The 16394-nt window shown below is 38.6% G+C and carries 8 protein-coding genes; 1 reads left to right on the top strand and 7 read right to left on the bottom strand.

The features are described from left to right. Positions 1–355: 355 nt before the first annotated feature. The 7 genes from fabF to AC6CH7_RS13970 all read right to left on the bottom strand — a co-directional run bounded on the left by fabF (position 356) and on the right by AC6CH7_RS13970 (position 12165). A complete protein-coding gene (fabF, locus tag AC6CH7_RS13940) occupies positions 356–1606 on the bottom strand; it encodes a beta-ketoacyl-ACP synthase II (protein WP_498263321.1) in 1251 nt (416 codons plus the stop codon). A gap of 96 nt (positions 1607–1702) precedes the next feature. After that, positions 1703–3046, bottom strand: a complete 1344-nt coding sequence (locus AC6CH7_RS13945; protein ID WP_498263322.1) for a MutS-related protein — start codon at positions 3044–3046, stop codon at positions 1703–1705. Positions 3047–3317: 271 nt separating this feature from the next. Then, complete coding sequence (locus AC6CH7_RS13950; RefSeq protein WP_498263323.1) at positions 3318–4421, bottom strand: cellulase family glycosylhydrolase; 1104 nt, start codon at positions 4419–4421, stop codon at positions 3318–3320. Between the two features lie 65 nt (positions 4422–4486). Next, positions 4487–6541 carry a family 43 glycosylhydrolase gene (locus tag AC6CH7_RS13955; protein ID WP_498263324.1) on the bottom strand — a complete coding sequence of 685 codons (2055 nt, stop codon included), beginning with the start codon at positions 6539–6541 and terminating at the stop codon, positions 4487–4489. Further along, positions 6538–7602 (bottom strand): glycoside hydrolase family 43 protein, encoded by a 1065-nt coding sequence (locus AC6CH7_RS13960; RefSeq protein WP_498263325.1) that lies wholly within the window; start codon positions 7600–7602, stop codon positions 6538–6540. The genes AC6CH7_RS13955 and AC6CH7_RS13960 overlap by 4 nt, the downstream gene beginning before the upstream one ends. 10 nt (positions 7603–7612) lie before the next feature. Next, complete coding sequence (locus tag AC6CH7_RS13965; protein WP_498263326.1) at positions 7613–9142, bottom strand: RagB/SusD family nutrient uptake outer membrane protein; 1530 nt, start codon at positions 9140–9142, stop codon at positions 7613–7615. A gap of 11 nt (positions 9143–9153) precedes the next feature. After that, positions 9154–12165, bottom strand: coding sequence for a SusC/RagA family TonB-linked outer membrane protein (locus AC6CH7_RS13970; RefSeq protein WP_498263327.1), 3012 nt, complete (start codon positions 12163–12165; stop codon positions 9154–9156). Between the two features lie 205 nt (positions 12166–12370). On the opposite strand from AC6CH7_RS13970, the gene AC6CH7_RS13975 reads away from it, so the two are divergent. Beyond that, positions 12371–16360, top strand: a complete 3990-nt coding sequence (locus tag AC6CH7_RS13975; RefSeq protein ID WP_498263328.1) for a hybrid sensor histidine kinase/response regulator — start codon at positions 12371–12373, stop codon at positions 16358–16360. Positions 16361–16394 lie beyond the last annotated feature (34 nt).

A 16394-nucleotide genomic window follows, 5' to 3' on the forward strand; every position in this document is an offset into this window, starting at 1 on the left:
AAAAGTCCAATTCGGGCTTTGGTATAGCTTTAGAAGTTTAACATCCATTTCCAAACTGGCATTATTAGAATATGTACACCGTCTATGGTTAATTCTTCTTCATCGAGCGTGATAACCCATGCTTCCTTAGCCCTACAATAACCGGCAGCTTTAAGTAGCCCTTTTATTTTCCTGTTCCTGGTGTCTGGATCAGTGAGGATCCAGCTTAGCTGTATAGGTCAAGCGAATCCACCTTCGGGATAAATTATAAAATTGTCTTTATTTCAAAGACAATTTATACAATAATCGTCTTTGAAATAAAGACGATTATTGTAAAGTTAGAAATGCCACCCTAAGTAAAACAATTAATTATTTACTATGCCTCATACTTTTTAAACACAGAAGTTGCAGTGTGACCACCGAAACCAAATGTGTTGTTCAGCACGTAATTAACCGGCTGATGAATAGATTTACCCAATACAATATTTAAGCCTTCAGGAATTGCAGGATCAAGATTTTTAGTGTTGATAGTTCCCGGAATAATTCCGTCCCTGATGGCAAGAATACTGATTATACTTTCTATAGCACCTGCACCACCCAGCAAATGGCCGGTCATAGACTTGGTTGCACTAATTTTAACCGGCAAATCGCCAAATATCTTTTTAATTCCATTCAATTCTCCAGAGTCCCCTAAACCTGTAGAAGTTGCATGGGCATTGATATAATCAATTTTATCAGGAGTTATTCCTGCATCAGCAAGTGCTTTGGAAATACCTAAAGATGCGCCCAAACCATCCGGTGGAGTACCAGTAAGGTGATAAGCATCAGCTGCCATACCGCCACCAACAATTTCCGCATAGATATGTGCACCTCTTTTTTGAGCATGTTCCAGTTCTTCTAAAATCAAAGCACCGGCACCCTCACCAATCACAAAACCATCTCTGTCTACATCAAACGGACGCGAGGCAGTTTCAGGATCATCGTTTCTTTTTGATAAGGCATGTGCCGAGTTAAAACCACCTACTGACGACTCAGTAATACCCGCCTCGGAACCACCTGCTACCATAATGTTAGCTTTACCTAAACGGATGGCATCAAAAGCGCTGATAATTGCAGTGTTAGAAGATGCACATGCCGAAACAGTAGCATAGTTAGGGCCATGAAGTTTATTGCGTATTGAAATTACACCAGCGGCAATATCAACAATCATTTTAGGGATAAAATACGGGCTAAATCTAGGCGTTCCATCACCAAGATGGTACTCTTTCAATTGCTCTTCAAAAGTACCAATACCACCATTTCCAGATCCCCAAATCACCCCCACTTCATAGCGTTCAATTTCGGGCATTGTTGTAAAGTCTAATCCTGAGTCTTTAATGGCCTGATCGCTGGCTGCAATAGCGAACTGAGTATACAAATCATATTTCTTGATTTCCTTTTTATCAATATAGGCTTCGGCATCAAAGTTTTTCACTTCAGCAGCAAAATTGGTTTTGAATTTTGAGGTATCAAATTTTGTTATTTTAGCTGCACCACTTTTACCGGCAACTATATTGTCCCAAAATTCTTTTACTGTATTTCCCACCGGGGTTACAGCACCTAAACCTGTTACTACTACTCTTTTCATATTCACTTCTATTTTATATTTAGCGGCGTGTTTGTATAAACTTACCGGGTTATTTCTTTTGCAAAATTACCATAAATACTTAAATCTGGCGGGCATTTATTTGTTACAATGTGTCATATTGTTCAATATTTCCATTAACCCCTCATTTTCAATTATCCACATACCCATGCGTTCATCAGTTATCCCCTCTTTAAGCTCATGAGTAAACATAGGTTTCCCATCTATTATCCTGGTTTCCAAAAAACGGAAATTAACATTACTGTTATCATTTAGCTCTTTAGCCACTTCAACAATATGTGTTGAAATAACAAAAAAGCTCCCTCTGATCTGGCTAAACGCTGTTATGATTGAAAGCGAAGCATCATAGGCATCTTTTACATTCGTTCCTCTAAACAGCTCATCAAATATAACCACCATATTCTTAGATGTGGTTACTTTTTGTGCAACTTGCTTTACCCTTAATACCTCATTATAAAAGTGGCTATATCCCTGATTCAAATTATCTGAAAGATTGATTGTTGTAATGAGGCCATCAAAAATGCTGGTTTCCATACTTTCTGCAGGAATAGGAAAGCCCAAATGGGCCAGGTATATGGATATTGCAATAGATTTTAGCAAGGTCGATTTCCCTGCCATATTTACCCCTGTAATGAAACAAACATTTTTATCAGTACTGAAATCGATGTTGTTGGGTATTGGGTGCTTGACAAATAAATGAAATACCCCTTTAATTACAATTGATCTCTCCTTTGAAGAACTAAATACAGGAAATGACAAGCCGTAAGTGCGTGCAGATTTTGCAACGGATAAATAGGCATCTAATGAATAACAAACATCCAGTAATTCTTTAATTTCTGTGATCTCTGAATTTCTGATTATAAAATCGTATTTCTCTAACTCAAAGAGTTTAAAGGCGTCAGGTCTTAATTGATTATGTTGTTTGATGCCGGGCCGTCTGTCTATAATTCCATGAACTTTATTGTGGAGTGATTTTAGTAGTTCAGGAGCGTTCTCAATAATTAATTCGCCGCAAAAATCATATAATAAATGGATCAGCTTTAATACTTCCTGAGCCCCGCGTTGCCTTAAATACTGCTGCTGACTGCTCTTAAAGAAAAATCTGGAAGTAACCCCTATAATATCTAAAGCAACTGGCTGGTTGGGCTTATCATTTTGCCGTAAGTAAAACTCAATGAAATCAAGCGATTCCTTATCGAACGCTATAGTTTTGTTATACTTCAACAGATATTCGACGAGTTTTTTTCGCTCTTCAATAATGTGAATATCAGTTTGAGGGTGATTAAAAAGGCTCCTAAGTTTTTCTTTCCCTCCTATTGTTGAGCTGAAGTCGAAAAAAGAGAAAATGCATCTTTCACTAGCAGCACTTTCAAATATCTCCAGATCGTTTAAAGTCTGATTATCTATATCAAATGGAACCATTTACAAAACATGTTGATTTTCGTCAATGAACATACAATAATTTATGCTTTTTAATGCATTTATTTTCTGATTAACAATGGTTCTTTTATGGAGCTTGGTATGCCCTGCGTTAACACTCGTTCGAGACTTCTTCGGAAAAAGGCAGCTGTTTTCCGAAGCAATGAGCTCCCAGTCGTTAACCTGCCTCGATTCAGCCAAACAAGAGATTACTAAAAGGCCGTCATCTCAACAATAAGAGAGATGACGGCCGTGGTAACAGAATTTTAGACACCTACTGTTTCCCAGTAAGCATTTTTATAGAATCGACCTCTGCTTTTTTATATGGGCTTCCGTCTTTTCTAAAAATATCATGAAACCATAGTTTAGGTTCGTTTCCATCAGGCATCGGGCTATCCCATGCATAAATTGTATTGGTTTTTCCTGCAACTAAGCCCCAGTTGTAAGCCCCAATATTTTCTTTTTTAAGGATAGGCATAATGTTGCTGAATAAGCTGTTTCTTGATCTTGCCATATATTCAGTACAGATAAGCGGACGCTTAGAGACACTTCTAAGTGTATCAATCCATTTTTCATGATCCTTTACATCACCATAATTATGATAAGTAGTTACGTCAGAATTCTGAATCTGATAATCTGAAAGTTCTTTCAAATCTAATTTCCATACCCCTACAGAAAGTGGCTGACTAGGGTTGACTGTACGGCCCCATTCAAATACCTTTTTAAGCAGATCCATGCTTTTGTTGCCATAGTTTGAGTTTCCAGGTTCATTATAAAGATCCCAAAGTACAATGCGTTTATCATCCTTAAACGTTGTTAATACATCTTTAACATAAGTTTCAAGCGTATCTACAAGCGTAGAGTCCTGATAATACAGATCTCCCGGGTCTCTTACCCAACCGGAATTGTGAATACCAATTTTTGGTTCCGGTTGTTTTCCGGTTTTAAAAGTTGGGTTCCAGCAATCATCAAATAGCACAAACAAGGTAGAGATGTGGTGCCTATCGGCGATATCAAGATACTGTTTTACCCTTCCCTTAAAGCCATCTTTATCTTGTTGCCAGGCAGCATGGTGCAGGTAAACACGCATTGAGTTCATGCCAATTCCTTCAGCATAACCTAGTTCCTTATCAATAGTTGCAGGGTCAAAAGTTTCCTTTTGCCACATTTCTAATTGATTGATTGCAGTACTTGGTATAAAGTCGCTACCTCTTAACCAGCCCCATTGCTCGTACCATTTGTTGGCCTGTTCTACAGTCCATATATCTCTTGGCTTTTGTTCTGTTTGTGATGTTTGATCCGCTGGTTTTTGTACGCACGACTGAAACGTAAGCCCAAGCAAGCATAGTGCTAGATAATAGGTTTTTAGATTTCTCATTTTTAAAGGTTCTAGTTATAATTTAGTGATTTGTTCATTCTGTATGTTTATTAAATGTGGTGTTTTTATTTGGTTTCGGCATCAGTAAAAAGAAGTTTAAATGTCGATTCATCGGCTTGCAGCACTTCATCGCCTTTGGCAAACTTTACATCTATAATTCCGGTTGACCGTGGCGAGACTTTTGTAGCAGAATGGTGAGTATGCATTACATACTTGTAATTTCCCACTTTATCGGTAAACAAATCGCCATGTCCTGTTCCGTTATACTTTAGCTTTTCTCTGCTTATGATCGGGCTGCCTGCATATTTTTTCCATGGCCCCGTAGGCGAAGTTGAGGTGGCATAACCTACTGCGTAATCCTTATTGCGAAAATCGTTTGCAGAATAGATCAGGTAATAAAGGTTTTTATGTTTTAATACTGTTGGCCCTTCGGTAACCGGCCAATCTGTTTTCTCTGTGTTTTCCCATGGAAGCACACCACTAATACATTCCTTGGTGGTTTCCTGCAATACATCGGAAAGATCAGGTTTCATCTCAGAAACAAAAATCCTGTTGCCTTCTTTAAGCTTTACATGGTACATATAGGTTTTGCCATCGGTATCGAAATACACAAAGGGATCTATCTGTTTGCCAATACCGGATAGCGACTTTATCTGCTCCTGCTTAAAAGGCCCCAACGGGCTATCGCTTTTTGCTATTGCAATCTGTTCATCAGCAGTGTAGGCCATGTAATAGGCATTTTTGTGTTTAAAAACCTGCGGGGCCCAAAAGCCTTTACTCCCAAAAGATTCTCCTTTTACAAGAGCGAAACCGTTGTTTTTACCTACAGGACCTTTCCAGTTCTTTAAATCTGATGATTCATATACCTCAAAGCCCTTATCACTACTAGTACCATATAAGTAATACTTGTCGTTATCCAGAAATATAGTAGGATCGGCAAGTGCTATAGGATCCTGCACCAAACGTCCTTTTATCATCCAAATTTCAGAATGGTCGGAATATGCATTTGTACTGGTTACCGCAACAATGGTATTGTCGTTTAAAACGGCTACACTACTCCATAAGCACGATTTGTTTGCTGGAATAATGAACGGTGTTGATTTTCTATTAAAATTACGAGCCTCATCATCTCCAATAACCACCTTCATATCTGCAAATTCCATTTTATTGGCGCGCCCTTCGGTGCCTTGATAGGAAAGTATGGTTTCGCCGGTTTTCAATTGCCTTAAATAAGGTGCGCCTGCATAAATATTGTCGGCAATTTTATCTGCCAGCGCATAGCTTCGGTTGGGGCTGCCAGCGTCTACAGTGTTTGCCCAATTGTCTTTTAAAGTATTTCTGATGATGTAAGGTTTAAAAGTATCAAACCCGTTGTCTTCTATAGCAAATACAATTTCTTTTCCATTATTAAGCAATAAGGGCACTGGCATACCATCTCGTTTCCCTGCTCTGAAACTTACAATTTGAGGTTTTCCGGTCCATGTTTGTCCGTTATCGCTGGAACGCAGCATAGAGATATTCTGCTCATCGGAATTGAGATAGTCTCCTTCGTTAGCGAAGTATAGCTGAATTTCTCCGCTGGGCAGTTGCAGGGCTGAAGGCTCCCAACATCCATTCTTAAATTCATATCCTGCTTCGTAAAGCAGCTTTTCGTCTTTCCATGTTAGTCCCCCATCATAGCTTTTCTTGGTACGGATACCGAATTTTCTGGAAGGTGAAATATCATAGGGCCTTGGGTTGTAGCAAGCCAGTAAGGAATGATCTTTTAATTCCAATATATCCGGGACAGACATATTTGTGCCATTGGCACGTTGGGCAACTGAAACAGGTGCCGACCAGGTAGCTCCCAGGTCGGTACTTTTTACAGCAACAATATTTCCATCGGCCTCATATATGGCTAAGAGCGATTGATCGTGCAATTGAATCATCCTGGCATATCCGCAATACCTTTCGCCTGCGGCAGATGATGAAACCTTTTTTAAGGTATTATAATCCCATTCGATATGGTTTTTAACAGATGGTTTTTGTGGAACACCAACCGTTTCGTTCTTTTTACCGCAGCCAAAAGACAACAGTGCGCAGAAGTGTACTATAGTACAGATTTGGATAGCTACTCTCATTCACCTGAAGGTTTTAGGATTGGCGTATCGATCTTTACAGGTTCACCAAAGTTTGGTGTTCCATCGGCATTCCAGCTAAACTTCTGCATCCTTGGGCTACGGTCGTTAGAACATGCTAACCCCGCTCTGGGATTAGCATGGTAAAGAATCCAGTCTTCCGTTCCATCGGGTGATTTAAAAAAGCTGTTATGGCCCGGGCCATAAGCTCCGCTTTCCGGTTTTTTAGTAAACACGGGTTTATCTGTTTTGGTCCAGTCTGCCGGTTTCAGCGGATCGCCGTTCTCTTTTAAACTGATCATACCTAACGAATAATCATCCGTCCAGCAACCACTGGCCGAAAATATCAGAAAGGTTCTGCCATTCTTGTTGGTTAGAATTTCGGGCCCTTCATTTACATGAGGTGAACCTATTTTTTCCCAGTCGTAAGTAGGAGTAGAAATTTCTGTTCTTGGGGTGGCCATCTTCCATGGTTCATCAGCTAACTGTGCAATATATAATCGCTGGGTATTATCAGTTGCTGAAATATGTCCGCTCCAGATAATGTAATTTTTACCGTTGTTAGAGAACACCGTAGCATCAATGGCAAAAAAATCAGCATTGTTGTCCTTTATCTGTCCCTTTACAACCCAGGTACCTTTTGTAGGGTCGGCATTACTGTTCTCCAACACAAACATGCGTTGGGTAGATAAATCTCCGGACGATCCCGCGGTATAATAGATGTACCATTTGTTGTTCAGAAAATGTAGTTCTGGTGCCCATATATTCTTTGAATCTGCCCCTGCAGTAGGCGCCTTATAAGCCACCGTAACCTCTGCTCTGCTTAACTGCGAAAGGGCTTTTGTTTTACGTATAGAAACCTGGGTTCCCTGAGTATTCATATAATAGTAATATCCATCCTTTTGGATAACCCATGGATCTGGTCCGCTGCTAAGCAAGGGATTTGTGAATGTGGTTATAGCAGGCGCAGGCTTGTCTTTATCAGGCTCAGATTTTTTCTGACTCTTGCTACAACCAACTATAGCTTGCAATAACAGAATAACGGTTACACTTCTTAAAAACATAGTTTCTGAATTAATAATTAGGGTTCTGTGAAAGATTGGTGTTATTGTCTACTTCGACCTGTGGCAATGGTAATCTGATGTGCTTTCCTACCACAAAGTTCTTAAAGTCGGGGTCGCGTAATGCAACTTTATCTACATTAGCTTTGTTGTCGAGATCACCCCATCGCTTTAAATCGGCCCATCTAACACTTTCACCACAAAGCTCTAAGCTTCTTTCTACTTTCAATCGTTCTCTGAACAGATCCTTGTTGTTACCAATTGCAGGATAGGCAGTAGCTAGGCCAGCCATATTTACCCTGGTGCGTACACGGTTTACGTACTGATAAGCATCGGCTGTTTGCCCAAGCTCGTTTAATGCTTCTGCATACATCAGTAAAACATCGGCAAAGCGAATTACCCTGTTGTTAACCTGATTAAAATAGTCTTCATTACTGCGCATATAGTCACGTGAATATTTTTTGAACCAGGCTTCATCAGCACCCCAGGCCCAACTTCTGCCATAAATCTTATCACCAAAATCAGCTTCAAGACCAGGGTAGAACAATGTATATCTTAACCTTGAATCAATTTTATTATCAATAGTTTTCTCTTTTTTAAACTCATTAACCAACCAGAATCTGGCTTGTCCATCTGACCATCCGATACTTCTAGGTGCAAAAAACTGCGCACGGTTACTGCCCATATTAGAGCTGGGAATATCGCCTTCAGCAGATTTGTTGGCATCAGAAAATTGAATTTCAAAAACAGACTCTTTGTTATTTTCGTTTTCTGCCCTGAAGTTATCTTTATAATCAACAAGATCATAATAATTTTTACCGGCACCGCTAACAAGGTAATCCAAAGCAGTTTTAGCGTCAGCCCATTTATGTTGCTGCAATAATGTCTTACCCAGCATAGCTTGTGCTGCGCCTTTAGTGGCGCGACCTACCTCATCTCCAGTCCATTGTTCTGGCAAATCAGCGCTTGCCTCTGTTAAATCTTTTTCCACCTGTGCCCAAACCTGAGCTAAGGTGCTTTGTTCAGGTAAATCTGTTGGTTTTTGAATGGTAGTTACAATAGGGAAGTTCTCCCACAATATAGCGGCATAGTAATAATAAAATCCTCTAAGGAATTTTGCTTGTGCTAAAATTTCCGCTTTTGCTTTCTCATCTGCAAATGGTATTTCAGGTACAAATGTCAAAACCTGATTACACCTAAAAATTGCTTTGTATGTATCTCTGTAAGTATTTACATTTCCTTCCCAGAAATTATAGTTAATGTACTGGAAGCGCGTCCAGTCGCCTAGTTCAGTCCACGGACTATTGCTCCATCCTTCGTCAGAAGTTAGGTCGAGTCTGAAATAAATCCACCTGTTCCATCCTCCATTTTGGTAAAACATGGCATACGCGGCATTTATACCTTTTTTTGCGTCTGATTCAGTTTTCCAATATTGATCAACTGTCAGTGTATTGGGGCTATCCTGATCCAACAACGACTTTTTACAGGAAGACATTAGAATTATTACGCCTAATATTAATATTTTTGAAATTATCTTTTTCATCTTGTTTTTTATTAAAATCCGAAGTTTAAACCAAGAGATACTGTTCTCAAATTGGGGAAAGCACCATAATCAAATCCTTTTTCGAAAATGCTGGCATTACTAAATTCAGGATCAAGACCTGTATATTTGGTAATGGTGATCAGATTCTGTCCGGAAAGTGTCACCCTTGCGGTACTAAACCCAATTTTCTTAAGGGCGGTAGCTGGAATGTTATAAGAAATACCGATATACTTCATGCGGGCAAAACTTCCATTCTCCAGCCAACGGTCGGTGTCACCTCTGGCATTAATTGTGCTTCCGTAAAAAGCACGGGGGATATTTGTATTAGGGTTTTCAGGAGTCCATGGCTGAACACCGGCGCGATAATTAGAGTTGTCGGAAAAATTATCTGTGACACTTCTTGGTCCGTTAAATACTTTAGCTCCAAAAGAGCCAAACCAATCCATAGAAAACTCGAATCCTTTATACGAAGCTCCGATGTTTAAACCCAACTCATAATCGGCCCACGGGCTCCCAACAACAACTTTGTCTTTATTTGTGATTTCACCATCACCATCGTTATCCTTATAACGAATATCACCTGGCTGAGCAGCGGGCTGAATAACTTTACCATTAGCATTTTTATAACTAGCAACTTCATCTGCACTCTGGAATAAGCCATCTGTTTGTAACACGTACCACATACCAAGTGGCTTACCAACTTCAGTAACGGTATTGCCGACAAATGTTTTGTTCTTACCATAACCAAGATCTAGAATCTTATTGTTCAGCGTAGTTAAATTTGCGGTCACATTGTATTTAAAGTCACTTGAATTTTCTGAATAAGTGGCAGTAAACTCCATGCCCCGATTTCCAAGATAAACACCATTTACAAATGGATTCCCACCATCATTTCCCGTTGAAATAAGAATAGGATATTGAAGAAGTGCATCTTTTGTTTTTGAAATAAAATATTCAGCAGTTACAGTTAGTTTATTATTTAAGAAGGATGCATCAAACCCATAATTTTGCTGACGTAATATTTCCCATCTCAAATCAGCATTTGCTAATTGCACCTGTGCAGCACCAGATTGAGTATGTCCATTTGGGCCAAAAGAAACTGTTGAGAAAGTATTTATTAAAGCGATATAATCATACGGACCAATATTTCCACTTCCCAGGGTACCATAGTTTGCTCTTACTTTCAGATCATCAATCCATGAGGATTTGAAGAAATCTTCTTTACTGATACGCCATGCAGCAGATATAGAAGGAAAGCTTTTAAACTTATAGTCTTTGCCTAAACGCGATGACCCATCAGATCTGATAATTGCATTAAGCAAGTACTTATCAGCATAATTATATTCTAACCTGCCAAAATAGGAAATCAAATCAACACGCTGTCTGTAACCACCGGTTTGCGGCTCATTTCCCTGATCCAGAACATCATAATAATGTCCTGAAGTTTGGTTCAGCAAAATATTACGTTTGGTTCCCCACATCGTTGCAAGATTATCCTTCTGGTAAGATTGGCCAGCAATAACATTTAGGGTATGTTTACCAAGTTCTTTATTAAAAGTTAAGGTATTCTCTATCAGGATTGTTGATGATTCTCCTCTACTTTCGTTAAATATAGCGGGATCATATGCCTGATTAAGTGTCCAGAATCCATCTTTTTTCAAATAAGTATAATGATCTCTGCTGGTTTCGTATCCCAGGCTTGTTCTAAATTTTAACGGTTTAATTAATTGGAGTTCGGCAAACAGGTTCCCTCTGATTCTTAGATTCTGATTAACCCTATCCTCAAGGTTAGCTATTGCAAGTGGGTTAGTTCCAAATGTACGGGCTTTTACTTCATCGCCATAACCATAACCACCTGGATGTGAGGGATCATAAACTGGGATTGTAGGAAGCATTCTAAAGATATCTACAATTGGATTTCCAGACATTTCATTTTTTTTGGCACTGGTAATTGCCAGATTTTCACCTATGGTAAAAATTCCCTTAGTCCCTTTGGTATTTACCCTGAAACTATACCTGTCAAAGTCTGTGCTGATAACAGTTCCTTTATTTCCAAAATATCCTCCTGAGACAAAATACGTTGCATCCTTAGAGCCTCCGGAAAAACTCAAATTGTAATCCTGCATATTTCCATTTCTAAATGCCACATCTTGCCAATCTGTATTTGTATTTAGATCCAATTTTTGGCGGTCTATCCCGGCATTATCATATGCCATGAAGTTTATCCTTGAAAATTCCTCAGTTCCGGCAAGATCATATCTAGGGATAGTTTGTATACTGCTTTTTCCTGAAAACTCAATTTTCATGGGCCCTTCTGCCCCTTTTTTGGTGGTAATGATAATTACTCCGTTGGCTGCCCTGGATCCATAAATCGCTGCTGCAGAGGCATCCTTCAGTATTTGAATGGATTCTATATCTGCAGGGTTAAAATCACGATTGGCATTTGTAATTAAACCATCAATAACATACAATGGGTTAGTCATCGATAAATTTTTTAATCCTCTGATTTGAATCTGGGCTTCAGACCCCGGCTCTCCCCCTCCCCTAACTTTGATCCCTGTAGCCAGTCCCTGCAAAGATTCAGCAACAGTAGTACCTTGTTTCTTATTAACATCTGCTGCCTTTACAACAGAAATGGCACCAGTCAGATCCTTTTTTCTTTGCGTTCCGTAACCAACAACTACTACTTCATTTAAATCAGAAGCTGATTCAACTAAGGACACATTTACGGTAGATCGGCCGTTAACCAGAACCTCCTGAGTAGTGTAACCAATATAAGAAAACACAAGAACTGCATTTCCGGCATTAGGCACTGAAATGGTATAAACACCATTCTGACTTGTCGTGGTAGACGCAGATGTACCCTTGACCTGCACCCCAACTCCTATTAATGGCCCAGATTTATCTGATACGGTTCCAGTTATGTTGCTCTGAGCAAATACTGCCTGGCAACAGAGGATAAATAATGAACTAAGAATAAAGCAGAGCTTTAACTCTTTGCTAAAGTGTAATTTTTTTTTCATGCTCATTTACAATTTATATTTGGTTGGTTCAATTCATTCCGTAACCGAGTGAATTGTTATGCTAATTGAGGAATTAACATTTGATCTTACTGATCAAACGTTGTTCAATTTGTCTCAATTCTCAGCATAATGGCAGAAATAAGGAATTCATGTTCCTTTTTGGGGGTTTTCGACCTATCTTTATAATAACCAATATAAAATAGCATTGAACAAGTTTTTATTGATATTATCCATACTCATTGGTGTGGTCATTTCAACATTCGCACAGTCATATACCTTCAGACATTATCAGGTTGAAAACGGCTTATCTTATAATTCTGTAATCTGCAGTTTACAGGACAGAAAAGGATTTTTATGGTTTGGAACTAAAGATGGTCTGAACAGATTTGACGGTTATACCTTTAAAATTTTCAGAAATGACGCCGACAATCCTAAAAGCATAGGCAATAATTTCATACACAGTCTTTATGAAGATAAGAATGAGAACATTTGGGTCGGCACACTGATCGGTCTATACAAATACAATCCTTTAAATGAAAGTTTTGACCTTGTTGAATCTACAAAAAACAGAGATATAAGAGATATTAAGCTGGACAGTAAAGGCAATATCTGGTATATAGCAGGTTTAACGCTTTGCAAGTATAATGAGAAATCTAAAAAGCTAAATACATTTGAACAAAGGGTACATTCAGGCGCTACATCTTTAAGTATTACTGCAAATGATGAGGTTTGGGTTTCGACAACTGATGGGTTTATTCAGAAATACAACGATAAAAAAAATACGTTTGAAAATTATAATGTATTTATTAATTCTAAACCAACCATCTCTTCCTGGATAGAAAAACTATATGACACGGGAAGAGGTTTCTTTTTTATCGGGACATCGAACCAGGGTATAAAAACATTTGACATCAACACCCTTACTTACAAGGATATTTTAGTTACCAATCCTGATCAAACACCCATTTATGCAAGGGATTTTATTGCTAAAGGTGAGGGGGAATATTGGATAGCTACAGAATCTGGTCTGTTCATTTACAACGTAAAAACAGGTAAATACAGTAACCTGCGCAATAAGTTTAACGATCCATATTCAATTTCTGACAATGCGGTATATACATTAGCCCGGGATAAAGAAGGTGGAATATGGGCAGGAACATATTTTGGAGGCGTAAACTATTATCCAAATCAATACACATCCTTCGACAAATTCTTCCCTCAGGGTGGAAGCAACAGTTTAAGCGGATATGCGGTTAGAGAGATTTGTAACGACAAAGAAGGTAATATCTGGATAGGCACTGAAGATGGGGGTCTAAATAAATTGAATCCTAGAACAGGTGTTTTTGAGCATTTTAAGCCTACCGGCGATAAGACCAGCATATCTCATACAAACATCCACGGACTGCTTGTTGTGGATGATGAATTATGGATTGGAACTTTTGAGCGTGGGCTGGATGTAATGGATATAAGAACGTCGAAAGTGATCAGACATTATCGTGCCGGGCAAGCCCCAAATGAATTAAAAAGCAATTTTATTGAAAGCCTGCTCAAAACCCGGTCAGGCGAAATTCTTGTGGGCACCTCATTTGGTTTGTACCGCTACAATAGGGCAAGCAATGATTTCACTTTGTTAAATGAGGTGCCGGGCAACCTGCATTATTCAAACTTGATTGAAGATAACCACGGTACGATTTGGGCGAGTTCTTTACGAGATGGCTTATACTTTTATAATCCGACCAACAGAACATCTGGCTATTACAAATACGAAGAAAACAACAGAAAAAGTTTAAGCGCTAATGCCATAAACAGCACGTTTGTAGATGCAAAGGGAGGATTGTGGGTGGCAACCGAAAATGGCTTAAATCAATTTAACGAGAAGGAGAGAAACTTTAAGAGATATAACAGCAAAAATGGTTTTCTGAGTAATGTATTCTATAAAATTCTGGAAGACAAGAATAGTAATCTGTGGATAAGTACCTCAAGAGGCCTGGTATGCTTTAACCCTGCTACCAATAGAATTAAATCATACACCAAGGCAAATGGGCTTCTTAGTGATCAATTTAATTACAGTTCTGCATTTAAAGATAGGAACGACAGGATGTATTTTGGCAGTGTAAAAGGATTGATTAGCTACCTGCCGGATCAGTTCAGGCAGAATAAATTTGTCTCACCGGTTTACATTACCGGTTTTCAGGTTTATAATAAAGAGATAGAAATTAATAAGAAGAATTCTCCTTTAAGCCGTTCCATTAATTTTACGGACGAGATTGAGCTGGCTCATGATCAATCGACCTTTAGCATAGACTTTGCCGCTTTGGGGTATACCGCACCAGAAATGACTGAATACACCTTTAAAATGGACGGATTGGATAAAAGCTGGACATACTTAAAAACCAACAGAAAGGTATATTTTACAAACTTGTTTCCGGGCACCTACGTATTCAAGTTAAAGGCAGCAAACAGTAGTGGTGTGTGGAGCAACAAGGTTACTGAGCTAAAGATCATTATAAAACCACCGATATGGGCCAGTCCGCTTGCCTTTTTATTTTATGCCTTAGTAATTGCGGTGGCTATATATTATGCGATCCGTTATTACCATCAACGCATCAGCAGCAAAAATAAACGTAAAATTGAATTGTGGGAATCGAAAAAAGAAAAAGAATTATATCACGCTAAAATTGAATTCTTCACCTATGTTACTCACGAGATTCGCACTCCGCTAACTTTAATTAAAGGACCGTTAGAGGAGGTAATGAAAAAAGCTGAAGAGATACCTGCTATTACCGACAACCTGGTGATCATGAAGAAGAATACCAATCGGCTAATTGAGTTAACAGATCAGCTACTTGACTTCAGAAAAACAGAAATCAAAGGATTTAACCTCAACTTTGTAAACATTAATGTAAGCAGGTTACTGGAAGAAAATTGCCTAAGGTATAAATCTGCGATGGAACAAAAAGGGCTTAGGTTAAGTGTTAACCTGCCGGAGAAACCACTTTATGCATATGCAGACCCTGAAGCATTAAATAAAATACTAAGTAATTTGATTGACAATGCAGTTAAATATGCCTCTGGGCAGATTGCTATTACTTTAAATTCAGATCTGAATAATTTTGATATCGAAGTAAAAAGCGATGGAGATCTTATTCCATTTAACTTGCATAAAAAAATCTTTGAGCCATTCTATAGAATGGAAAGCAATAAAAATCAGAGAGGTACAGGAATAGGTTTACCATTAGCACGTTCACTGGCAGAACTACATGAAGGAACATTGCAGCTTAGGACTGATGATGGCATTTGGAATGTGTTTTCTCTTGTTTTACCTAAACATCATGAAAGGGAATTTAAAATAAATGACGACTTATCAGATGAATTGCAAGTAGTTAGAGAGGTTTTTACAGAAAATAAAAACACAGAATCGCCAGTTATTTTGCTTGTTGAAGACAATATTGAGATCAGGGAATTTATAACAGATAAATTGATTAGAGATTTTCAGGTGATCCAGACTGGTAACGGAGAAGAAGCTTTGGATGTTTTAAAACAAAAAAGTATTCATTTAATTATTAGTGACATTATGATGCCCATAATGGATGGTTATGAATTGTGTAAGGCAGTTAAGGACAATCTGGAATACACCCACATCCCGATTATCCTGTTAACAGCTAAAAACACACTGCAATCTAAAATAGAAGGCCTGGAAGTTGGTGCTGATGCCTATCTGGAAAAACCATTTTCTCCGGATCATTTGCTAACCCAGATTTCAAATCTGCTTGCCAGTCGTGATAAGATTAAGAATTACTTTGCAAGCTCTCCTTTGGTGCACATTAAAAGTATGGCGTACAATAAGGCTGATGAAGCATTTCTTGAAAAGTTAAATGAAATTATCAATAAAAACATTGATAATAAGTCCCTGGACGTAGATCTGCTTGCAGATGCTATGAATATGAGCAGGCCAACATTGTACAGGAAGATAAAGGCGATCTCTAGTCTTTCACCACATGAACTGATTAATATAACAAGGTTAAAAAAGGCGGCTGAATTGTTAGTTGAAGGGCATTATAAAATTTTAAAAATTGCATCTATGACAGGGTTTAGCTCGCAAGCGCAATTTGGAAGATGTTTTGTTAAACAGTTTGGAATAACCCCATCTGAATATGCAGGATCAAAACATTTGGTTGGCACCGATGTGGAATAAAAAAAGGTCTGGTTCAAAATAGATTCCAGACCTT

The organism is Pedobacter sp. GQ55, assembly GCF_059758925.1.

Coding starts and splice junctions, on each gene's coding strand:
- fabF (WP_498263321.1), bottom strand. CDS start 1,606: ATGAAAAGAGTAGTAGTAACAGGTTTAGGTGCTGTAACCCCGGTGGGA.
- AC6CH7_RS13945 (WP_498263322.1), bottom strand. CDS start 3,046: ATGGTTCCATTTGATATAGATAATCAGACTTTAAACGATCTGGAGATA.
- AC6CH7_RS13950 (WP_498263323.1), bottom strand. CDS start 4,421: ATGAGAAATCTAAAAACCTATTATCTAGCACTATGCTTGCTTGGGCTT.
- AC6CH7_RS13955 (WP_498263324.1), bottom strand. CDS start 6,541: ATGAGAGTAGCTATCCAAATCTGTACTATAGTACACTTCTGCGCACTG.
- AC6CH7_RS13960 (WP_498263325.1), bottom strand. CDS start 7,602: ATGTTTTTAAGAAGTGTAACCGTTATTCTGTTATTGCAAGCTATAGTT.
- AC6CH7_RS13965 (WP_498263326.1), bottom strand. CDS start 9,142: ATGAAAAAGATAATTTCAAAAATATTAATATTAGGCGTAATAATTCTA.
- AC6CH7_RS13970 (WP_498263327.1), bottom strand. CDS start 12,165: ATGAAAAAAAAATTACACTTTAGCAAAGAGTTAAAGCTCTGCTTTATT.